This is a genomic window from Rhodopseudomonas infernalis (assembly GCF_022271405.1).
GTDB classification, from domain to species: domain Bacteria; phylum Pseudomonadota; class Alphaproteobacteria; order Rhizobiales; family Xanthobacteraceae; genus Rhodopseudomonas; species Rhodopseudomonas infernalis.
Map to the genome: position 1 here is coordinate 299478 of NZ_JAJNAL010000001.1, position 22580 is coordinate 322057.

The window sequence follows — 22580 nt, forward strand, 5'->3', positions numbered from 1 at the left end:
TCGGCCGCCTCAGCAGGCGATGGCCGCCTCGACGTCATCGAGCTGCACGACGCAGTTGCGGCCGAGCTCCTTGGCGCGATACAGCGCCTGATCGGCCCGCCGCATCAGCGCCGACAGATCGCTGCCGGCAACATGGGTCGCGAGCCCGAAGCTCATCGTCACCGGCACGTCGACGACGCCGCCGCCGATCTTTGTCGAACACAGCCGGCACAACGCCTGCACACAGCGTCTCGCCTTCTCGTCGCCGACGTCGATCATCAGTCCGGCAAATTCCTCGCCGCCATGGCGAGCGATCAGTAGGTCGTTACGCGCGCCGAAATCCCGCAGGATTTCGCCGACTTCCGCCAGAACGCGGTCGCCGACTTCGTGGCCGTAGCGATCGTTGATCGCCTTGAAACGGTCGATGTCGCACATCACCGCGACGACGCGGTGCCCGGCCGTCGCCGCCTTCGCGAGCAACGCGCTGGCAGCTTCGTCGAAGCCGCGCCGGTTGAGCAACCCGGTGAGTGGATCGGTGCGCGACACCCGGATCAGTTCGGCGCGGGTCAATGCCAGTTGCTGCATCAGCTTTGCCGAACGATAGCTCATCACCCCCGACAACAAGATCGACACCGTCAGCGCCACCGTCATCGATGCGTGTGCAACGGTGCCGACCGGCACCAGCGCAGTTTCATTCGTGCCAAGATCGGTGATCAGGAAGCCCATCGTCACCAGAGCCGTCAGGCCACCGGCGATGGCTACCCGGCCGGCGGTGTAGCGCATGACATCGTAACGCGTGACGATTGAATGCGGCATGCTCTGCAATCGTTCGGAGTAACGGCCCCTCTCCAAACACTAGGAGCCGCCCCTCCCTCTCGTCGGAGAGTTGTTCGAATGCACATAGTGATACCAGACGCTGATCTCGAAACAGGTTAAATTTAAGCAATCCGCGAGATCAGACTTAATGGATCGATAACGCAATTCACCGATCAGTTTCCGCCGCAGCGGATCCGAGGGGCGGCGCGGCGCAGGGCCGCGGTACTGGCCAAAAGAAAACCGGCCTCGCGCGAACGAGGCCGGCTTTCATATTTGATGCGGGGCTCAGTTGCCCGCGATTACTTGACCATGACGTACTTGCCGCCCTTGACCGTCAGCAGGATGCGCGAGCGGTCGTCGAGGCCGTAGCGGTCGGTCTCGGTGAACGTGTAGACGCCCTGGCTGGCGGCGATGTCCTTTTCGCTCAGCAGCGCCTTGCGGATCGCCTCGCGGAACTCCTGCGTGCCGGGCTTGGCGGTCTTCAGCGCGACCGGAACCACACGCTCGAGCACCTTGAAAGCGTCGAACGAATGGCCGGCGAACTGGCTGCGGCTGTTCGGGCCGTACTTGGCCTCATAGGCGGTGTTGAGCTCGAGGCCCGGCTTCTTGGTCAGGGCGCTGTCGTCCTGGCCTTCCGGATCCATCACCGGGCCCGACGCCATCAGCACGCCCTCGGCGGACTTGCCGGCGATGCGGATGAAGTCCATCGAGGCGGCGCCGTGGGTCTGGTAGATCAGGCCGTTGTAGCCGCGCTCGCGCAGCGCGGTCTGCGGCAGCGCCGCGGCGGTGCCGGAGGCGCCGACCAGGATCGCGTCCGGATTGGCGGCGACCAGCTTCAGCACCTGGCCGGCAACCGACGTGTCGGGACGCGCGAAGCGTTCCTCGGCGACGACCTTGAGGCCCATCGCCTCGCCCTGCTTCTTGAGGTCGTTGAACCACAGATCGCCATAGCTGTCGGAGTAACCTATGTAGCCGACGGTCTTGATGTTGTGCTTCTTCATGTGCTCGTAGAGCACCTTGCCCATGACGGGGATCGGCTGCGGCATCACCACCGACCACTTGGCGCGCTCCGGCGTGATCGGCAGCGGCGCGAGTGCGATGTGCGGCACCTGGGCCTCGTTGGCGACGTTGGAGATCGCCACCGTCGGCGGCGTCACCGACGAGCCCATGATCACGTCGGCCTTCGACTCCGTGACGAAACGCCGCGCATTGGTGGTCGCCGCCGTCGGGTCTCCGCCGTCGTCGAGCACGATCACCTTGATCGGATGTCCGCCGATCTCCTTCGGGACGAATTCCAGCGCGTTGCGTTCCGGGATGCCGAGCGCGGCCGCCGGGCCGGTCGTGGTGACGCTGATGCCCACCGTGATCTCGTTGGTTTCGGCCAATGCGGCGCCGGACAGCGCCGGCAGCGCGATCGCCACCGCCATCGTGGCAACGGACAGCTTGAATTTGCTCATCTGCTCCTCCTCCCTCGTTATACTGACGGCCGTTCGGCCTGGTTGTGCTGTGGTGTTCTTACGTCATGCGGGGCGGCGAGTCAGCCCTCATGAATTTCTCGACGATCTCGGCTGGCACCGCGACCGACTTCAGCTTGTCGGGATTGCCCGGATCGCGGCCGACAAGCACCCGCGTCTCGAACGCCTCGATCGCCAGCGCGTCGCCCTTCAGCACCCTGTGAGTCACCTCGAAGCTCGAGCGATTGAACTTCTCGATCCGGCTCTCGATCGTGATCACGTCGCCATAGGTCGACGGGATATAGAACTTGGCGCGGGTGTCGACCATCGGAATGCCGACCAGCCCATAGACCCGCACCAGGTCCTGCTTGGAGCAGCCGGCAGCGGCGAACAGCGCCGACGTCGAATCGTCGAACATCGCGAAGTAACGCGGGTAGTAAACAATATTCGCCGGGTCGCAATCGCCCCATTGAATCTGCACATCGCGGCGGTTGGTGAGCATTGGGCGGCGCCTAATCCAGACTCGTTACATCAAAATTCGTCATTCCGGGACGCACCTCTTGGCGCGGGCCCGGAATCCATATTTCCTGACGGTGGTTATGGATTCCGGGCTCGCGCTTCGCGCGCCCCGGAATGACGAACGCTAAGGCATCCATCGATCCGTCAATCCGCCGCGATCACGTGCGGCGGCGGCGGGTCGGCGTAAAGGTCGGCGATCAGCGCGGCGCGATGTTCGAGGACCGCGCGCTGGTTGACCGAGCCCTTGTCGGTGACTTCGCCGGCGTCGATCGACAGCGGCTCGCCGAGCAGTGTGGCGCGGGTGATGCGGTTTGACGAGCCCGTCGCCTGCGTCAGCAGCTTGCGGAAGCTCTCGCGAAACGTCTCGCGAATAGCGCCGTCCTTCGCCATTCCGGCGAGATCGTCGAGCGCCAGCGCCGGGTTGATCAGCCTGCAGCCGTCCGCATCGAGGATCACCACGGCCGACACCGTATCGTGGTCGAGCCCGGCGATCACCACATCGCGCACCAGCGGCGCGCAGGCGGCGATGAACTTGGCGCGCAGCGGACCGACGCTGACCCAGGTGCCAGATGCGAGCTTGAAATCCTCGGAAATACGCCCGTCGAAATCGAAGCCCGCGGTGAGATCGTTGGCATCGACCGGCTTCAGCGCGTCGTTGAGCTTGTAGTAGCCCTCTTCGTCGAACGCCTTGGCGGTCAGCTCCGGCGCACGCCAATAGCCGGGCGTGATGTTCGGGCCTCTGGCGCGGACTTCCAGCTTGCCGTTATTCGGCACCAGCTTGGCCTCGTTGCCGGGCACCGGCAGGCCGACGTGGCCGGACCGGCTGGTCTGCGGCGTCACCGACATGAAGAAGGGCGCGGTCTCGGTAGCGCCGAGGCCGGTGAGCATCGGCACGCGCGCGCCGGTCTCCTGCACGGCGACTTCGTCGAGTCCGTCCCAGACGTGCCGCGCCAGGCTGGCGCCGGAGAAGAACATCGCATGCAGCCGGCTGAAGAACAGCTGCCGAAGCTGTGCATCCTCGCGCAGCACCGGCAACAGCGATTCGTAGCCCTTGGGGACGTTGAAGTACACGGTCGGGGCGATCTCACGCAGATTGCGGATCGTCGCCGCGATGCCGGCAGGCGTCGGCTTGCCGTCGTCGATATACATCGAGCCGCCGTTGAACAACGTCAGCCCGATATTGTGGTTGCCGCCGAAGGTGTGATTCCACGGCAGCCAGTCGACGATCACCGGCGGCTCGTCCTTCAGGAACGCCATCGCCTCGCGGATCATCACCTGATTGGCGCAGATCATCCGCTGGGTGTTGATCACCGCCTTCGGATTTCCGGTCGAGCCGGAGGTCAGCAGAAACTTCGCGATGGTGTCGTGACCGATCGCGTCGTGCTTCGCCGCCAGGTCCGGATGGTCGGGCGTGTTCAAGAGGTCCTCGAGCGCCGTCACCTTGCGGCCCGGCACCTCACCGCGCGTCGCGGCGATCTCGACGTCTTCCGGCACGGTGGCGAGGATCGCCGGCGCGAACGGCGTGACGTCGTCGGCAAAAATGAGTCCAGGCGTCAGCAGGCCGACGATGTAGCGCAGCTTGCCGAAATCCTTCGACACCAGCGAATAAGGCGGCGACACCGGGCACATCGCGACGCCCGCATACAGCGCGCCGAACATCATTTGGGCGTGGTCGATCGAATTGCCCGACAGGATCATCACCGGCCGCTCGGCCGAGAGCCCGCGCGCCAGCAGCGCCGAGGCGATGCGCTGCGCTGCGCTCAGCATCTGCGCGTAACTGATCGTGCGCCAGCCGCCGGTCTTGTCGCGCTCCGCCATGAACACCCGGTCGGGCGTCTGCTCGGCGAAATGGTGCAGGCGGTCGGTGATCCGCACCGGATAGTCCGCGAGCGTCGTGGTCGAGCGCACATAGATCGTGCCGTCCGGCTTGCGGTCGGTCGAGATGCCTATCCGGCCGAACGAAATGTCCCGCAGCGGATGAAGCCCGCCGTCGCTCCCCGCCGTATCGGCGCGTGCAGTCGCGTTCATCATGATATCCACCTCAGGTGGGTTTGACCTTGGCGGTCTTGTGATCGAGGAAGGCGCGGATCCGGTTCTTGGCTTCCTGGTCGCTCTGCGCGACGGTGGCCATCAGCGATTCCATCAGCAGCCCGGTCTGCGGATTGGCCTCGGCGATCATCGGCAGCGCCTGCAGCACGGCGAAATTCGTCAGCGGCGCGTTCTGCGCAACGCGATTGCCGAGTTCGATCGCCTTGTCGTAGGCCGAGCCGCCGTCGTCGGTGAGATATTGCGAGAAGCCGTGCACCACGCCGTCCGCCGCGGAATACACCCGGCCGGTCAGCATCATGTCGGCCATCCGCGCCACGCCGATCAACCGCGGCAGACGGACCGAGCCGCCGCCGCCGACGAAGATGCCGCGGCTGCCTTCCGGCAGCGCGTAATAGGCCGATGGCTCGGCGACACGGATATGCGCCGCGCAGGCGAGCTCGAGCCCGCCGCCGATCACCGCGCCCTTCAGTGCCGCGATCACCGGCACGCGGCAATACTGAACTCTGTCGAACACCCGGTGCCAGGTCTGCGAATGCACCAGCCCTTCGGTGGCGTCGCGCTCGCGCAGTTCGGACAGATCGAGGCCGGCGGAGAAGTGATCGCCGATGCCGTGGATTACCACCGCGCGAATGTCGTCCGGGATGTCGGTGAAGCAATCTTTCAGCGCAGCCATCAGCCCGTCATTCAGCGCATTGCGCTTTTTCGGGCGATTGAGGCCGATCGTCAGCACGGAGCCGACGGTTTCGACGACCAGCGTCGATGAGTCCGCGAGCGTCGCGGCAGAGGCGTTTCCTGTGAGCACTTATTACGTCCTGTGCAGAATAGTTATAGACTATAACGAATGCGGCGGGAGTCAATGGGCGTAGCGCGGCGATGGGAAATCGAATGCCGTGAGATGCACAAACGTAGCCAAGACGACTGCGCGCTCCCTCTCCCGCTTGCGGGATAGGGCTGGGGTGAGGGCGACACGCGCACTGACTCTGGGCCACGCGGAGGCACCACCTCACCCGGCTTCGCTGCGCCAAGCAACCCTCTCCCACGAGGGGAGAGGGTTGGGCTGCCGTCGCGGAGATCGATGCTCGAGACGATTGCCTCCCCGCGAGCACGGCGAGCTCCCTCGCCCCGCTCTTCGCGGGGAGAGGGTTGGGGTGAGGGGCGCCCCGAGCACAGAGGCTCGGCAGCGGCGAAGCGCCCCCTCACCCGGCTTGCATCTGGCGATGCAAGCCGACCTCTCCCCGCTCGCGGGGAGAGGTGAAGGCGGCGGCTTTGCTGAGCCTACAGCACCTGATGCACGTCGACGACGACGCGATCTTTGTGGCGGGCGGCGGAGCCGATGAACAAATACTGGGTCAGCCACTGATAATTCGGGTGCCCGGTCTCGAACCGCGGGCGGGTGCGGAAATAGATCAGCTTGGGATCGACCGGCTCGCCGCGTTTCAGCTTCTGCAGAAGTTCGATCGGCCCGAACCGGATTCCGAAATTTTCGACATAGACCACCGCGCCGTCGTCGGTCTCGAACGCGTATTTGGCCTCCAGCTCGATCAGCTCGTTCGGCCGGATGATCTGAAAGTCGGCGCCGGACGGCAGGATGCGACCGCTGATGCCCTCGCCCTTCACGGTGCCGCCGATCACGGGAATCACCCGCCGCACACCGGCGCCGGTGTCGCCGGCGGAGATCACCTCGCCGATATGCGCCGTGATGGTGAAGACGTATTTGGTTTCGAGCGTGGGCGTCATCGTCAAATCCTCCGTCCCCCGTCATGGCCGGGCTTGTCCCGGCCATCCACGCCTTTTATGCGTTTTAGTCAGCAAGGCGTGGATGCCCGGGACGAGCCCGGGCATGACGGGCTTTGTTAGCTGATCACCCGATCATCCGCATCGGCAGCCAGGTGGCGATTACCGGAAAAGCGACCAGGATGCCGAGGCGGATCAGGTCGGTGGCAACGAACGGCAGCACGCCTTTGAAGATCGTCGACATGCTGACGTCCTTGATCACGCTCTTGATCACGAACACGTTCATGCCGACCGGCGGATGGATCAGGCCGAGTTCGACTGTCATCACGATGATGATGCCGAACCAGATCGGATCGAAGCCCAGCGCCATGATGACCGGGAACACGATCGGCACGGTGAGGATCACCATCGCCATCGCATCCATCAGGCAGCCGAGCACCAGATACATCAACAGGATCAGCGCCAGCACGCCGTACGGGCCGATGCCGAGGCCGGTGAGAAACTCGGTGATCAGCTGCGGCGTCTGAGTGATGGTGAGAAAATAACCGAAGCACAGCGCGCCGATCAGCACGGTGAACACGGCGGCAGCGGTGCGCGTCGCCTGCAGCAGCGACTGCAGGATGCCCTCGCGGCTGAGCTTGCCGCGGAGGATGCCGATCAGGAAAGCGCCGACGGCGCCGACCGCACCGGCCTCGGTCGGAATGAAGAATCCGCCATACAGGCCGCCGATGACGAACACGAACAGCAGAAGCGGCGACCACACGTCGCGAAACGCCGCCAAGCGGTCGGCCCACGATGCCTTCGGGCCGGCGGGCAGGAAGCCGGGCTTGGCCACGCCGATGATCCAGATCGTGATCATATGCATGACTATCGCGAGCAGGCCCGGCACGATGCCGGCGATGAACAATTTGCCGATGTCCTGCTGGGTGATGATGCCGTACACGGCGAGCACCGTCGACGGCGGCAGCATCGCGCCGAGCGTGCCGCCGACGGCGATCACGCCGGTCGAGAACGACTGCGGATAGCCGAACCGCCGCATTTCCGGATACGCCACGGCCGAGAACGTCGCGGCAGTCGCGACGGACGAGCCGGAGATCGCCGCGAAGCCGCCGCAGGCGCCGATCGTGGCGATGCCGAGCCCGCCCTTCCAATGGCCGACGAAGGTGTTGCCGGCGCGGAACAGCTCGCGGCTGATCCCCGATGCGGACACGAACGCGCCCATCAGCAGGAACATCGGGATCACGCCGAACGAGTAGTCGGTGACGGTCCGCATCGTGGTCTGGCCGACCAGCTTCAGCGCCGGATCGAGGCCGGTGAGATAGCCGAAGCCGGTGGCGCCGACGAGCCCCATCGCCATGCCGACCGGCACGCGCAGCAGCATCAGCACGAACAGGCTGACGAAGCCGATCAGCGCAACCATTTCGTTGGACATCGCGGCTTACTCCACCGGCTTCATGCGCTGTTCGCGCATCTGCTCCGGATGGAAGATCAGCCGGAAAGTTCGGATTGCGATCAACAGCACCGCGGAGACGTCGCCGATCCACGACACCAGATAGAACGGCCAGATCGGTACCTGCAGGTCCATGGTGACGATGTGATCGGCGCGCGTCGTCACCACCTTGTCGAACAGCGTGTAGGTCTGCACGCTGACGACGAACAGCAGCACCAGCGTCGCGAAGATATCGATGACGCGCTGCCAGCGCGGCGATGCCGCCGCCCAGACCAGATCGACGGTGATGTGCGAGCCGCGATAGGAGGTCGCCGCGATGCCCCAGAAGATCAGCACGCCGAGCATGAACTGCCCGAAATTGTAGTAGTCCGGGATCGTCACCGCGAAGAATTTTCGCATGAACACCGCCAGGAAGGTGTTCAGCGCCACGATGCCGACGAAGAACGCCGCGATCCATTCGATCACGTCGATGAATCGGTCCATCCGGTTCTTGGCGACACGCTTCGTCTCCAGCGCGCCGGGCAGCCGATCGGCCAGCTTGTCGAGGTCGGAGGTCATGGGGTCAGAACGTTTGGAGCCTGAGTGTTTTGCGTTTCGTCACCACAAACGATTCGTCATTCCGGGGCGCGCGCAGCGCGAGCCCGGAATCCATAACCACCGCCAGGGGATATGGATTCCGGGCCTGCGCCCCAGCCGGCTGACGCCGTCTGGGACGCATCCCGGAATGACAAAGCCTCATAGGCTTACAGCCCCGCGTCGTACTTCTTCAGCGCGGCCTTGAGTTCGCCGTCGATCGCAGCGGCGTCGGCGCCGGCTTTCTTGACGCCTTCGGCCCAGGAGTCGCGCAGCGGCTGGGTGGCCTTCTTCCACTCGGCGAGTTGCTCGTCGGTCAGCGGATAGACCTCGTGGCCTTGCAGCGCCTTCATCTTGGTGCGGCCGTTGGCTTCGAAGTCGACCCACGGATCGGTGACCTTCGAGGCCCATTCCGGCGTGCAATGATCGTCAATGATCTTCTTCTGGGTCGGCGACAGCGCGTTGTAGGCCTTCAGGCCGATATTGTAGGTAAACACGGTCGAGTACAGCGGCACGTCCATGTGATACTTGACCACCTTGTCGATGCCGAACAGGAAGATCGACCCCCAGGGGAAGGTGATCTCGTCCGCCACGCCGCGCTCCAGCGCGTCACGCGATTCCGGCGCCGAGGCCTGCACGTTGGTGCCGCCGAACAGCTTCACCATCTCGCCGATGGTCGATTGCGCCGGACGGACCTTGAGGCCCTTCATGTCCGACGGCAGCACGACCTTCTTCTTGCCGTGCAGCGCGCCCGGATCGTGGATGAAGGCGAAGCACAGCTTGGTGTCCTTCATCTCGGTCGGCGCGTATTTCTGGTACCACTCGTTGAACGCCTGCGTGCCCTTCTTGCCGTCCTTGAAGGTGAACGGCAATTGGCCGGCGGAGACGATCGGGAAGCGGCCGGGCTGATAGCCGGGATTGACGTAGGTGACGTCGGCGATGCCGTCGCGCGCCATGTCGTAATGATCGAAAGCCTTGCCGAGCTGCTCGGAGGGGAAGACGGCCATCTTGATGGTGCCGCCCGAGGCCTTCTCGATGTCGGCCGCCCACTCCTTGGTGGCGGGGACCAGCGGATGCGCCGGCGGCACCCAGAGCGAGACTTTCCAGTTGACGGTCTTGTCCTGCGCCGAGGCGGCGGACACGCAGGCGGGCGTCACGCTGGCTGCAAGCAGCAGCGCGAGCATCATTCTCCTCATCGAGGTCTCTCCCTGTTGGATGGCTTCAAACGGCCTTTGGTTGTATTGTTATAGAATATAACCTTCAAAGCAAGTGACCGGCTCGGAATAGCTGGTAGATGGCGGACCGCAACTGGACGGCGACGGCGGCGTCTCGTAACCAAACCCCAAACCAACCTGCGGGGGAAAGCCCATGCGCACACAAGTCGCCATCATCGGTGCCGGGCCTTCGGGCCTGCTGCTCGGCCAGCTGCTGCACAGCTACGGCATCGACGCGGTGATCCTCGAGCGCAAGGACCCCGACTACGTGCTGTCGCGAATCCGCGCCGGCGTGCTGGAACAGGGCATGGTCGGCCTGCTCGAAGAGGCCGGCGTCGCCGCGCGGCTGCATCAGAAAGCGCTGGTGCATGACGGCTTCGAGATCGCCTTCTCGGGCAAGCGCCATCGCATCGACCTCAAGGGCGCCACCGGCGGCAAAGTCGTCACGGTGTACGGCCAGACCGAAGTGACGCGCGACCTGATGGAGGCGCGCAGCACGGCCGGACTGACGACGATCTATGACGCCGCCGATGTCACGCTGCACGATTTCGACGGCGACACCCCGAAGGTGCGCTGGACCAAGGACGGCACCACGCACGAGCTCACCTGCGATTTCATCGCCGGCTGCGACGGCTTCCATGGCGTGTCGCGGCAAAGCGCCGGGAGCGCGGTCAAGACCTACGAGCGGGTGTATCCGTTCGGTTGGCTGGGCATCCTGTCCGATACGCCGCCGGTGTCGCACGAGCTGATCTACGTCAACCACGACCGCGGCTTTGCGCTGTGCTCGATGCGCTCGGCGCATCGCAGCCGTTATTACGTGCAGTGTCCGCTCAGCGACGACGTCGCCGAGTGGAGCGACGAGCGGTTCTGGAACGAACTGAAGAGCCGGCTCGATCCGGAGACCGCGCAAAAACTCGTCACCGGGGCGTCGATCGAAAAGAGCATCGCGCCGCTGCGCTCCTTCGTGGCCGAGCCGATGCGGTTCGGCCGGCTGTTCCTCGCCGGCGATGCCGCCCACATCGTGCCGCCGACCGGCGCCAAGGGCCTCAACCTCGCCGCCAGCGACATCTACTATCTGTCGCGCGCGCTGCGCGAGTTCTACGGCGAGAAGTCGAGCGCCGGCATCGACGCTTACTCTGAGAAAGCGCTGAGACGGGTGTGGAAGGCCGAGCGGTTCTCGTGGTGGATGACCTCGATGCTCCACCGCTTCCCCGACAGCGACGCCTTCTCCCAGCGCATCCAGACCGCCGAGCTCGACTATTTGATCAGCTCGCAAGCGGCGACGACCTCGCTTGCCGAGAACTACGTCGGGTTGCCGTACTAAGACGCTTCCCCCACGCCGTCATTCCGGGGCGCGCGCAGCGCGAACCCGGAATCCATAACCCCTGTGCTCTCGGCGTGAGGACCACGTCCGTGCAAACCCCCGCGCGCTGCAGAGTATGGATTCCGGGTTCACGCGCTGCGCGCGTGCCCCGGAATGACGGGACTGGGGCATCGTGACAGTCGCGCTGGTCGGTTTGCGTCCTCGCAGCCCGTTTCAAACACTCTCTCAAATCGCGCTTCAAACTTTGTCGGCGTTGCGAGTGATGCTGCGCTGCGGTCTATAGGTGGGGGACGCAACGACGCGAGTGCCCTCCGATGACCGACAACGATCCGAGCGACATCGTCTTTGAAGACATTCCCGCCGGCTTTGCACGGCACACGCGCAGCAGCCCCCTCACCGCGCCGTGGGAGCCGCTGTATGCGCGGACCACGGCCGATGCAGTGATACTCGGCCTGCGGGTTCGCGAGGCGCATACCAATTCGCGCGGCCTCGCGCATGGCGGGCTGATCACCGCGCTCGCCGACAACGCGATGGGCTACAGCTGCGGCCTCAAGCTCGGCGGCGCCGCGCGGCTGCTGACGGCGTCGCTGGCGATCGATTTCATCGGCTCGGCGAGGATCGGCCAATGGCTGCAGATCGAACCGGAGGTGATCAAAGTCGGCCGGACGCTGTGCGTCACGCAGTGCTTCGTCACCGCCGACGGCGTCCGCTGCGCCCGCGCCAACGGCACCTTCAGCGTGGTCGAGGCGAAGGCCTGACCACGCTGATGACGATGTGGCGCGCGGCTCGCCTCAGCCGCAGACCACCGCTTCCACGCCGGCCGCCACCTCGAACAGCTCGCGGTCGGCGCCGTTCACGCCCGCCAGCATCAGCCCCACCGGCGCCTCGCCCTTCTGGTGGCAGGGCAGCGAGATCGCGCAGCCATCGATCATGTTGATCAGCGTGCAGTTGCGCAGGGCCAGCAGATTGGCCTTGGTGAAGGCCTTGTCGTCGGCGAGCTCGGCGATCTTCGGCGGGGTGATCGCGGCGGTCGGCAGCGCCACCGCGTCGTAGGGTGCGAGCCGCGCCATGGCGCGGGCGATCAGCGATTTGCGGGCACCGACCGTGTCGATGTATTCGGCGGCGCTCTGCGTTTCGCCGCGCGCGATGCGCTCGCGCACGCGCGGATCATAGACGTCGCCCTTGGCGACCAGCAGATAGCGATGCCAGGCGTAGCTCTCCGCCGCAGTGAGCCCGCCCTTGGCGCCGAGCGGCGCGACGTCGTTGAATTCCGGCACCTCGATCTTCTCGATGATCGCGCCGTGGCTCGCCAGCGTCTTCAGCGCGCGCTCGAACGCGGTACGCACGGTTTCATCCAATTCGTCGAGCGCCACCGTGGTCGGCACCGCGATGCGCAGGCCCTTCACGGGCCGCGGCGCCAGCGGCACGATCGGCTCGTCGGCCAGCACGGCATCGACCACCGCACAGCAGGCGACGCTGCGCGCCAGCGGCCCGATCGAATCCAGCGAGAACGACAGCGGCACCGCGCCGTCGCGTGGCACGCGGCTCTGCGACGGCTTGTAGCCGACGATGCCGTTGAACGCCGCCGGGATCCGGCACGAGCCGCCGGTGTCGGTGCCGAGCCCGACATGCGCCATGCCGTCGACCACCGACACCGCCGCGCCCGACGACGAGCCGCCGGGGACGTGGCCGACGTCGCGGCCGTAGGCCGATTTCGGCGTGCCGTAATGCGGGTTGATGCCGATGCCCGAATAGGCGAACTCGGTCATGTTGGTGCGGCCGATCACCACGAAGCCGGCGCGCCGCAACCGCGCCACGGCGGGCGCATCGGCCTCGGCCGGCGGATTGTCGTCGAGCGCGCGCGAGCCGGCGCGGCTCACCTGGCCCTTGATGTCGAACAGATCCTTGATCGAAACCGGAATGCCCGCATAAGGCGACGGCGCCGCCTTGATGGCGCGCAGCGCGTCCATCGCGTCGGCCGCCTTCAGCGCCGCGTCGCGGTCGACATGAATGAAGGTCCGTGCGCCCTCGCCCGCCGCGTCGGCGATCCGCGCCAGACATTGTTCGACGAGCTTGCGCGCCGTGGTGCGCCCGGCGTCGAGATCCGCCGCGAGCGCGGCAAGCGTGGGAAGGTCGGTCATGGCGTTCGTTCCGCTGGAGGGGCGATCGGACGTGCCCGGTCGGAACGCCGCGATCGCCGAATGGACAATCGGGGACTCCTGTAGCGCGGAGCCCGGCATTTGACCATGCGCACCATGCTGATTGTTCGCGCCCCGGAATACGTTTCCTGCACATCCCCCCGCGCCGGCCGCGTGTTGACGGTGGCCGGTCGATATCGCATCAAGACGAACAACCAATGGGCCACCGAGCCAGCTCAGGGAGAAAACCAACACATGGCTGAACGCGCACGTCCCAAGATCACTCCCGAAACCCAATTTTACTGGGACGGCGCCAAGCAAGGCGAATTGCGGCTGCAGCGCTGCGATTCCTGCGCCCATGCGTATTTCCCGGCCCGCCCGTTCTGCCCGAAATGCGGCTCGCGCGAGGTCAGCGTGTTCAAGGCCTCCGGCAACGGCACCCTGTATTCCTACGTGATCAATCATCGCCCGCTGGCCGCCGGCTTCACCGAGCCATACGCGATCGCGGTGGTCGAACTGGAAGAAGGTCCGCGGATGATGAGCAACATTCTGGAGTGCCCGCAGACGCCCGAGGCGCTCGAGCTCGACATGAAGCTGGAAGTCACCTTCCAGAAGATCGACGACAACCTCACCCTTCCGCAATTCCGTCCGGCGAAGGGGTAAGCAGCATGCGTCGCAATCAGGTTGCTATCGTCGGTGCCGCCGAGACCACCAAGCTCGGCGTCATTCCCGACATGTCGCAGATCCAGCTCCACGCCGACGCCGCGCTCAACGCGATCGCCGACGCCGGGCTGAAGCTGTCGGACATCGACGGCATCGCCACCGCGGTCGAGACGCCGCAGCAGATCGCCCACTATCTCGGCATCACGCCCACCTGGGTCGACGGCACCTCGGTCGGCGGCTGCTCGTTCATGCTGCATGTCCGCCACGCCGCCGCGGCGATCGAGGCCGGGCTGTGCAAGACCGTGCTGATCACCCACGCCGAGAGCGGCAAGTCGATGATCGGCAAGCTGCCGCGCTCGATCCCCGCCGACAGCCTGCAGGGCCAGTTCGAAGCGCCCTACGGCATCTACGGGCCGCCGAGCCAGTTCCCGATTCCGGTGCTGCGCTTCATGAAGACCTACGGCATCACCCACGAGCAGATCGCCTCGGTGGCCGTGGTGCAGCGCGAATGGGCGGCGAAGAATCCGCGCGCGATGATGAAGGACCCGATCACCGTCGCCGACGTGCTGAACTCGCGAATGATCGCCTATCCGTTCCGGCTGTTGCAGTGCTGCCTCGTCACCGACGGCGGCGGCGCGCTGATCATGACCTCGGCCGATCGCGCCAAGGACTTTCCGAACAAGCCGGTCTACGTGCTCGGCACCGGCGAGAGCGTCGAGACCCCGATGGTCAGCCAGATGGAGAGCTTCAACTCCTCGCGCGCCTTCAAGGTGGCGGGCCCGACCGCGTTCCGCGAGGCTGGTATCAGCCACAGCGACGTCGATCATCTGATGATCTACGACGCCTTCGCGCATCTGCCGCTGTTCGGCCTCGGCGACCTCGGCTTCATGCCGTATGAGGAGACCGGCAAGTTCATCGCCGACGGCAACACCCGCCCCGGCGGCAAGCTGCCGCTCAACACCAATGGCGGCGGGCTCAGCTACATGCACTCCGGCATGTACGGCATGTACGCGCTGCAGGAGAGCGTGAGGCAGATGCGCGGCATCGCGCCCGCGCAGGTGCCGAACGCGAAGATCTCGGTCTGCCACGGCGTCGGTGGCATGTTCGCCGCGTCGGGGACGATCATCTTCACGAACGAGAAGTAGTTCAGCGCAAGCCGCACCAAACCACGTCATCGCCGGGCTCGACCCGGCGATCCATCTCACGAAGAAGATGGATGCGCGGGTCAAGCCCGCGCATGACGAATGGAGCCCGGAGGAAGTAACTACAAACCATCAGCGCCGCGAGGCGCACTCCCTCTCCCCGCTCGCGGGGAGAGGGTTGGGGTGAGGGGGCGCCCCCGCAAGGCCGAGAGGCTCGACCGCGTGGATACGCCCCCTCACCCGGCCCAGCATCGCTACGCGACGCCGGGCCGACCTCTCCCCGCACGCGGGGAGAGGTCACAGCAACCGCATCAACCAACAAACAAAAAGGAAGACACACATGGCCAAGGCACTCGACGGCAAAGTCATCATCGTCACCGGCGCGGGGCGCGGCATTGGGCGCGAGATCGCGCTGCTGGCGGCGCGTGAAGGCGCCAAGGTCGTCGTCAACGATCCCGGCGTCGCCGCCGACGGTTCGGGCACCGACGCCTCGCCGGCCGAGCAGGTCGTCGAGGAGATCAAGAAGGAAGGCGGCATCGCGGTCGCGAACTTCGAGAGCGTGGCGGAAGCCGTGCCTGCCAGCAAGATCGTCAAGCAGGCGGTCGATACCTGGGGCAAGCTCGACGGCGTAGTGAACAACGCCGGCATCCTGCGCGACGCGATCTTCCACCGCATGAGCATCGACGCGTTCGAGCAGGTCATCAAGGTGCATCTGATGGGCTCGTTCTACGTGTCGCACGCAGCCGCCCGGCTGTTCCGCGAGCAGGAGAGCGGCTCGTTCGTGCACTTCACCTCGACCTCGGGCCTGATCGGCAATTTCGGCCAGGCCAACTACGCGGCCGCCAAGCTCGGCATCGTCGGCCTGTCGAAGTCGATCGCGCTCGACATGCAGCGCTTCAACGTCCGCTCCAACTGCGTGTCGCCGTTCGCCTGGTCGCGGCTGATCGGCACCATCCCGACCGAGACCGAAGCCGAGAAGGCCCGCGTCGCGCGGATGCAGCAGATGGGCCCGGAGAAGATCGCGCCGCTGTCGGTGTTCCTGCTCGGCGACGCCGCCAAGGACGTCACCGGCCAGATCTTCGCCGTGCGCATGAACGAGATCTTCCTGATGGGCCAGTCACGCCCGATCCGCTCGGTGCACCGCGACGGCGGCTGGACCTGCGAGACGCTGGCCGAGCACGGCATGCCGGCACTGAAGGGCTCGTTCTACAAGCTCGACCGCTCCGCCGACATCTTCAACTGGGACGCGATCTAAGAGTCACCACCTCGCCTCTCCCCCCCTGCGGGGAGAGGCGCCGATCTGATCGTAAGTCTCTCCACCGTCATGCCCGGGCTCGTCCCGGGCATCCACGTCTTCGGCATCGCGTTTTGGCAAGGCGTGGATGGCCGGGACGAGCCCGGCCATGACGTGGGGTTGATGCAATGCCGAACTACTTCACCACGAACTCGATGCGCCGGTTCTTCGCACGCGCGTCCGCGGTGCCGTTGGCGGCGAGCGGCTTGGACGCGCCGTAGCCGACGGCGGTGAGTTTGGCCGAGCCGATGCCGGCCTTGGTCAGGCTGTCCACGACCGCTTCGGCGCGGCGCTTCGACAGCGCCTCGTTGGCGGACTTCTTGCCGGCAGCGTCGGTGTGGCCGGCGACCTCGATGGTCGCTGCCGGGCAATGCGCGATCACTTCGGCAAGCTGCTTCAGCACCGGCAGCGACGCCTGCGTGATCTCGGCGCTGCCGCGCTCGAAGTTGATCTTCTGCGCCGCCGTCACCGCCGACAGCCGGCTCTGGCAGGCTTCCAGCGACGGGATCGACGCCGTGTCGTCGGCATTGGCGGTGCGGGTCGCTGTCGCAGCGGCGGGCGCTGTGGACGGCGCGACGGCGGCGTGCTTGGCCTCTTCAGCGGTCGCGGCCTTCGCGGCCGCTTCCTTGGCAGCAGCTTCCTTGGCGGCAGCCTCTTTCTCGGCGGCTTCCTTCGCCGCAACTTCCTTGGCGGCCGCTTCGGCCGCAGCCTTGGCGGCAGCTTCCTTGGCGGCCGCTTCCTTCGCCTCAGCATCGGCCTTCGCCTTGGCGTGCTTCGCCGCCTTGGCAGTGGCTTCCTTGGCCGCAGCCGCGGTGGCCGCCTGCTCGACCGCCTCTCGCGCCTCGGCTTCGGCTTTTGCCTTGGCTTCAGCCTCGGCCTTCGCGGTAGCTTCCGCCTGCAGCTTGGCGACGGTCTTGGCCGCCAGCGCCGGACCGCTCAGCTCCTCGACGTCCGACACCAGCCGCACGCCCTTGACCTGCAGGATCTGTTCACTCAACGCCGCCCGCTTATCACCGAGATCGTCCGGCAGCAGCACGTCGCGCCCGGCGACGTCGAAATTCAGCGGGTCGGCGCCTGCCGTCTTCACCACCTCGGCGACACGCTCACGCAGATCCGGCTCGACCTTCGGCAGCGTGGTGATGCCGAACCCCAGCCAGATCAGTCCGATGGCGAACAGCCCGACCCACCAGCCCTCGTATCGCACCGGCAGAAGCTGCACGGAGAGCCCGCCGACGATGCCGCCGAGGATGTAAGCCACGACGAGGCCCGCGGCCGCCTCAAGCATCAGTTCAGGCCTGCCCGACGCCACCCGCATCACGACCAGCAACACCAGCAGGACAAGCACGATGCCGGCCCGCACCAGCCAATAGTTCTCGAGGTCCGCCGCCCAGCCGGCCTCATTCGCGATCAGCGGCGTCACGATCCCGACCACGCCCGCGGCGATCAGCCAGGGCCAATATTGCATCACCAGATAGATCATCGACCACGTCCCCCACGACGGCGACGCGCGCAGATGCGATTCACTCGCGGCGCGCGCAGCGACGGTTACTTCCCGAGGATCAGGCTAACGCGACGGAGACGGTGACGACCATCTGACTTAAGTTCAGGCGCGCAGTTGCGAATGATGATGGAACGAGCAGAGCGCATGGCTGCAACGCCCAACATGTTCAGGACCAAGACCTATTCACACAGCGTGGGGATTTCGCAAAAACCGCGCAAGGATCTAATATCGTAAAACTTGTTTGAGGCCGGTGTTAGCTCAGAATTCGGCAGCTCAATAGAACAAACAGAAAACGCGCGATTGACTTGGCAGTAGTTGAATAAATGAAAATCAACGCTTTGATGAAAGAGAGCTTATTGATAATTCAATCGAAGAGCTTCCTTGGTCGATGCTTAGCTACGCAAAATGCGAGCCATGCGCTTGCAATCGGATTTGATATACAGATGCCTCACCCCACACGCAGAACCTCCAATCCTAGGCACACCACCACCCTGCCAACGCTGATCGTGGGCTTGGCAATTGGCGGCTGTCTAGGGCCAGCACTCTTTCTGTCGATTGACAAACTTGAACTATCCGGGGGTACCTTACTAGCATTTTCCGTTGGAGCCTTTTTGTCTCTGGGACTTTCTCTAGCCGCCGCCGTTGTTGGCCTACATTTGATATTGCCCCGCATTCTAGCGAGAACTAGGGGTACCCTCAATGAAATGATCGGCAATCTGACTTCGGCAACTCATTCCATCACCAACGGCGATACGGCACAGGCCATCGACAGCGTTGGACTCGCTGTGGCGGAAGGCGCCACATGGTATTCAATTTCAGTTACTAGACGCTTTGCAACTCAAGCTGCACTTGGATTACTAATATCATTCGGCAGCACAATTGGTGCCACACTACTCTTGAACCAAAACACCTTGCTGCATGACCAAAACGATCTACTGAAAGATCAAAACACAAAGATTGATGAACAACTAACTCTATTGAAAACGCAAAATGGGAAAATCGATCAACAGACTGCTGTAGCAGACTCACAGAAGCGAGGCGCTTTTGTTACCGAAATGTTCTCAATCTTGCAGGAAGTCGCCAAAACGGCGGGCCAAGATGGAATTTTGCCGAAAGAGCTTATGAGCCGCATAGCAGTACTATCTACGAGTTCAGTTCCCTACATTTATCTTGATTTCTTAGGCGCACATGGAGCGATTGAACCAAAGCCAATTCCACGCCCCCTGAGCCCAGAAAGAGGGCAACTGGTAGTTGCGCTTGCACGAATGAGCGTCAAATTCGAACCTCTGATGCATGCTGGAGCAATTTTCACTTATTCGGACCTTCGCGGGGTCAATCTACTCCATGCAAATATGGCAGGTATTGACCTACAGAATTCCGACCTATCTTCTGCAAATCTCAACAACACTGACTTCTTTGCGGCAAACCTCAGTGGCGCAATCCTCACTAATGTTGCGGCATCGTACGCGAACTTTGATCACGCATCCATCACTAATACCATCATTGAGGATTCCAATTTTAGATCAGCTACCTTCAGGAACGCTCTTTTGCAGAATGTTGACATCAAAAGAGGCGCTTTTGGCTTCAGCGACTTCCGTGACTGCCGACTGAGCCTCACAATTTCGTTTGAAAACGTAGACACCGAGGGTCGCCTGCCTTTGGGAATTAATTGGCCAGTCCAGATACAAAAGACTTATGAAGGTGGTGAAAAGCTATTGAATTATATCTTTGTATTTCCATCCAACATAGAACGCGTGGGAAAACTGGCTCCAAGCATTCTTGGACGATGAGCACACTGATGCTTAGTTCCACGCCCCGAGAGAACCCGGCAATTACATGTCTCGCTTCGCCCCCTCACCCGCTATTCCGCAGTCCCGCCGAGATCCCGTTGATCGTCAGCTGAATCCCGCGCAGCACCTGTTCGTCGGGATCGTGGGTGCGGTGCTCGCGAAGGAGCTGGACCTGGACGTGGTTGAGCGGGTCGAGATACGGGAAGCGGTGGCGGATCGAGCGTTCGAGCAGGGGGTTGCCTTGCAGCAGGCGGTCGTGGCCCATGATGGCCAGCAGGCTGTCGGTCGAGGCGTGCCATTCGGCGCGGATGCGGCCGAAGATGTTTTCCCGCAGCGCTTCGTCTGGGACCAGCTCGGCGTAGCGCGAGGCGATGCCGAGCGCGCTCTTCGACAGCACCATGTCCATGTTCGACAGCAGCGTGCGGAAGAACGGCCACTCCTGATACATCGCGCGCAGGAAGGCGACGCCCTTGTCGGGATGTTCGGCGATCCAGGCTTCGACCGCGCTGCCGAAGCCGTACCAGCCCGGCAGCATCAGCCGGCACTGCGCCCATGAGAACACCCAGGGGATCGCGCGCAGATCCTCGATCGCGCGGGTCTTCTTGCGCGACGCCGGGCGGCTGCCGATGTTCAGCGTGGCGATCTCGTTGATCACCGTCGAGGCCCAGAAGTAATCGACGAAGCCCTCGGTCTCGTAGACGAGGCCGCGATACGCCTTGAACGCCAGCGCCGAGAGCTGCTCCATCGCTTCGAGATAGTCCGCGTGCGGCGCGACGCGCCTGGGCTGCAGCAGGCTCGCTTCCAGCGTCGCGGCGGCGAGGATCTCCAGATTGTTGCGGCCGACTTCGCGATTCGAGTACTTGCTGGTGATGATCTCGCCCTGCTCGGTGATGCGGATCTGGCCGTTCACCGCGCCGCCCGGCTGCGCCACGATGGCGTCGTAGCTCGGGCCGCCGCCACGGCCAACGGAGCCGCCACGGCCGTGGAACAGCCGAAGCCGCACGCCGTGATGCTCGAACACCTCGATCAGGCCGATCTCGGCCTTGTACAGCTCCCAGCCGGAGGTGACGAAGCCGCCATCCTTGTTGCTGTCGGAGTAGCCGAGCATCACTTCCTGCACGCCGCCGCGGCTGTCGACCAGCCGGCGATATTCCGGAATGCCGAGCAGCTGGTCCATGATCTTGGCGCAGGCCTGCAGATCCTCGATGGTCTCGAACAGCGGCACGATGTTGATGGCGCTGCGGCCGGTCGGCCCGAGCAGCCCCGCCTCCTTCAGCAGCACCGCGGCCTCGAGCAGATCGGAAACGCCCTTGGTCATCGAGATGATGCATTGGGGGATCGACCGCGCACCGTAAGTGGCGTGCGCCACCGCAGCCTGGCGAAACACCGCGAGTTCGCCGACGGCCTCGTCGCTGTATTTGACGAACATCGACGTCAGCGGCCGGGCGCTGCGGAGTTCGGCGGTGAGCAGCGCGATGCGCTGGTCCTCGCTCATCGCCGCGTAGGACTTGCCGGGCTGCGCCGCGTCGATCAGCTCGGCCATGGTGCGCTCGTGCACGGCGGAATTCTGCCGCATGTCGAGGCTGGCGAGGTGGAAGCCGAAACAGTCGATCGCCCGGCGCAGCCGTCGCAGCCGGCCGCGCGCGATCACCGCCGCATTGGTGCTGACCAGCGACGCATGGATGGCGTCGAGATCGGCCTTGAAGGCGTGGACGCTGTCATACGGCTCGGCCTCGCCGACCGGCGCGCGCACGCTGTCGATCTTCAGCCGTGTCGCCGTCGCCGCGAGCCGCGCATAGATGCCGGACACCGCAAGCCGATACGGCTCGTAGCGGCGATGCGGCGAGTGGTCCGGCGAACGCTCCGCCAGGGTGCGCACCTCGTCGCTGATCGGCGCCAGATGCGATGCCAGCGACAGCTCGGAGCCGAGTTCGTGCAGCTCGTCGAGATAATAGCGCAGCACCCGCGCGCTGTGCAGCTGCAACGTGCCCTGCAACACGTCGGCGGTCACGAACGGGTTGCCGTCGCGGTCGCCGCCGATCCAGCTGCCCATCCGCAGAAAGCTCGCCAGCTCCTCGCTGCTGCCGTCCTCGGCGGCGAGCTGGTCCTCGAGCGCACCGTACAGCCGCGGCACTTCGCTCAGAAACGTGTAGTCGTAGAACGACAGGCCGTTGGTGACCTCGTCGAGCACGTTGAGCTTGGTCCGTCGCAGCAGATTGGTCTTCCACAGCGTCAGCACGGCGCGGCGCAGCTGCTCCTCATTCTGCGCCCATTCGTCGGCGGTGAGTTTGACGCGGTCGCGCTGATCGAGCAGCGCGGCGATCTCCATCTCGCGGTCCATCGTGCTCTTGCGCCGCACCTCGGTCGGGTGCGCGGTCAGCACCGGGCTCACCAGCGCGGTCTTGAAGAAGTCGCGCAGCTCGCGCGCGCCGATCCCCTCCTCGCGCGCATGCTGCAGCGTCTTCGCCAGCATGCCGGCCCGCGGCGCGGAGCCGGCGGTCGAGCCGGCGCGCATCTGACGGATGTTGTTCTGGTCCTCGGCGATGTTGGCGAGGTGGGAGAAATAGCTGAAGGCGCGGACGATCTTGACCGTGTCGGATGCCGACATCCCATCGAGGATGGCTTCGAGCTCGCGCCGGGCGGTCTTGTCCTCGTCGCGGTGGAAGCGAATCGAGGTCTGGCGGATCAGTTCGACCAGATCGAACGCCGCGGCGCCCTCCTGGTCGCGCACGGTGTCGCCGAGAATCCGGCCGAGCAGCCGGATATCGTTGCGTAGCCGGATTTCCTCGTCGGTCAGCGCGCCGTCGTCGGCGCGGTTCGGCAACGTTTCAGGCTCCGTCGGCATAGTGATGGACATCGCGCACTCCAGGCTGGCGATGTCCATCCTGACGGATTGTGCGCCGCACGCAAGGTCAACCGGCGGGCGGCGCGATCACGGCG

18 protein-coding genes are annotated in these 22580 nt (G+C 64.6%); 6 read left to right on the forward strand and 12 right to left on the reverse strand.

Annotated elements, in window-relative coordinates:
• Nucleotides 1-9: 9 nt before the first annotated feature.
• The 9 genes from LPW26_RS01345 to LPW26_RS01385 all read right to left on the reverse strand — a co-directional run bounded on the left by LPW26_RS01345 (nt 10) and on the right by LPW26_RS01385 (nt 9770).
• Nucleotides 10-795, reverse strand: coding sequence for a GGDEF domain-containing protein (locus tag LPW26_RS01345; protein ID WP_238732433.1), 786 nt, complete (start codon nt 793-795; stop codon nt 10-12).
• Between the two features lie 299 nt (nt 796-1094).
• Nucleotides 1095-2252, reverse strand: coding sequence for an ABC transporter substrate-binding protein (locus LPW26_RS01350; protein ID WP_238732434.1), 1158 nt, complete (start codon nt 2250-2252; stop codon nt 1095-1097).
• A 58-nt stretch (nt 2253-2310) separates the two neighbouring features.
• On the reverse strand, nt 2311-2751 hold the full coding sequence (locus tag LPW26_RS01355; RefSeq protein ID WP_238732435.1) for an acyl-CoA thioesterase: 441 nt from the start codon (nt 2749-2751) through the stop codon (nt 2311-2313).
• A 161-nt stretch (nt 2752-2912) separates the two neighbouring features.
• A complete protein-coding gene (locus LPW26_RS01360; protein WP_238732436.1) occupies nt 2913-4796 on the reverse strand; it encodes a feruloyl-CoA synthase in 1884 nt (627 codons plus the stop codon).
• A 13-nt stretch (nt 4797-4809) separates the two neighbouring features.
• Complete coding sequence (locus LPW26_RS01365; protein ID WP_406676783.1) at nt 4810-5619, reverse strand: crotonase/enoyl-CoA hydratase family protein; 810 nt, start codon at nt 5617-5619, stop codon at nt 4810-4812.
• A gap of 473 nt (nt 5620-6092) precedes the next feature.
• A complete protein-coding gene (locus LPW26_RS01370; RefSeq protein WP_238732437.1) occupies nt 6093-6554 on the reverse strand; it encodes a DUF3237 domain-containing protein in 462 nt (153 codons plus the stop codon).
• A 124-nt stretch (nt 6555-6678) separates the two neighbouring features.
• Nucleotides 6679-7983: a TRAP transporter large permease gene (locus LPW26_RS01375; protein WP_238732438.1), complete on the reverse strand. Its 1305-nt coding sequence runs from the start codon at nt 7981-7983 to the stop codon at nt 6679-6681.
• A 6-nt stretch (nt 7984-7989) separates the two neighbouring features.
• Nucleotides 7990-8484 carry a TRAP transporter small permease gene (locus tag LPW26_RS01380; RefSeq protein WP_054162337.1) on the reverse strand — a complete coding sequence of 165 codons (495 nt, stop codon included), beginning with the start codon at nt 8482-8484 and terminating at the stop codon, nt 7990-7992.
• Nucleotides 8485-8744: 260 nt separating this feature from the next.
• Nucleotides 8745-9770: a TRAP transporter substrate-binding protein gene (locus LPW26_RS01385; RefSeq protein ID WP_238732439.1), complete on the reverse strand. Its 1026-nt coding sequence runs from the start codon at nt 9768-9770 to the stop codon at nt 8745-8747.
• A gap of 172 nt (nt 9771-9942) precedes the next feature.
• On the opposite strand from LPW26_RS01385, the gene pobA reads away from it, so the two are divergent.
• Together pobA and LPW26_RS01395 are read left to right on the forward strand one after the other, a co-directional pair.
• Complete coding sequence (pobA, locus tag LPW26_RS01390) at nt 9943-11112, forward strand: 4-hydroxybenzoate 3-monooxygenase (RefSeq protein WP_238732440.1); 1170 nt, start codon at nt 9943-9945, stop codon at nt 11110-11112.
• 314 nt (nt 11113-11426) lie between these two features.
• Nucleotides 11427-11870, forward strand: coding sequence for a PaaI family thioesterase (locus LPW26_RS01395; protein WP_238732441.1), 444 nt, complete (start codon nt 11427-11429; stop codon nt 11868-11870).
• 33 nt (nt 11871-11903) lie between these two features.
• Here LPW26_RS01395 and LPW26_RS01400 read toward each other — a convergent pair whose 3' ends face one another.
• The gene (locus tag LPW26_RS01400) at nt 11904-13253 is read right to left on the reverse strand and encodes an amidase (protein WP_238732442.1); all 1350 of its coding nucleotides are present in this window, start codon (nt 13251-13253) and stop codon (nt 11904-11906) included.
• 252 nt (nt 13254-13505) lie between these two features.
• On the opposite strand from LPW26_RS01400, the gene LPW26_RS01405 reads away from it, so the two are divergent.
• The 3 genes from LPW26_RS01405 (at nt 13506) to LPW26_RS01415 (ending at nt 16310) form a co-directional block, all read left to right on the forward strand.
• Complete coding sequence (locus tag LPW26_RS01405) at nt 13506-13913, forward strand: Zn-ribbon domain-containing OB-fold protein (protein ID WP_238732513.1); 408 nt, start codon at nt 13506-13508, stop codon at nt 13911-13913.
• A gap of 5 nt (nt 13914-13918) precedes the next feature.
• A complete protein-coding gene (locus LPW26_RS01410; protein WP_238732443.1) occupies nt 13919-15058 on the forward strand; it encodes a thiolase C-terminal domain-containing protein in 1140 nt (379 codons plus the stop codon).
• A 337-nt stretch (nt 15059-15395) separates the two neighbouring features.
• Nucleotides 15396-16310: an SDR family NAD(P)-dependent oxidoreductase gene (locus LPW26_RS01415; protein ID WP_011442468.1), complete on the forward strand. Its 915-nt coding sequence runs from the start codon at nt 15396-15398 to the stop codon at nt 16308-16310.
• Nucleotides 16311-16485: 175 nt separating this feature from the next.
• Here LPW26_RS01415 and LPW26_RS01420 read toward each other — a convergent pair whose 3' ends face one another.
• Complete coding sequence (locus tag LPW26_RS01420) at nt 16486-17829, reverse strand: OmpA family protein (RefSeq protein WP_238732444.1); 1344 nt, start codon at nt 17827-17829, stop codon at nt 16486-16488.
• Between the two features lie 344 nt (nt 17830-18173).
• On the opposite strand from LPW26_RS01420, the gene LPW26_RS01425 reads away from it, so the two are divergent.
• Nucleotides 18174-19640 carry a pentapeptide repeat-containing protein gene (locus LPW26_RS01425; protein ID WP_238732445.1) on the forward strand — a complete coding sequence of 489 codons (1467 nt, stop codon included), beginning with the start codon at nt 18174-18176 and terminating at the stop codon, nt 19638-19640.
• A gap of 64 nt (nt 19641-19704) precedes the next feature.
• Here LPW26_RS01425 and ppc read toward each other — a convergent pair whose 3' ends face one another.
• A complete protein-coding gene (gene ppc, locus LPW26_RS01430) occupies nt 19705-22497 on the reverse strand; it encodes a phosphoenolpyruvate carboxylase (RefSeq protein WP_238732446.1) in 2793 nt (930 codons plus the stop codon).
• Nucleotides 22498-22580: the final 83 nt, after the last annotated feature.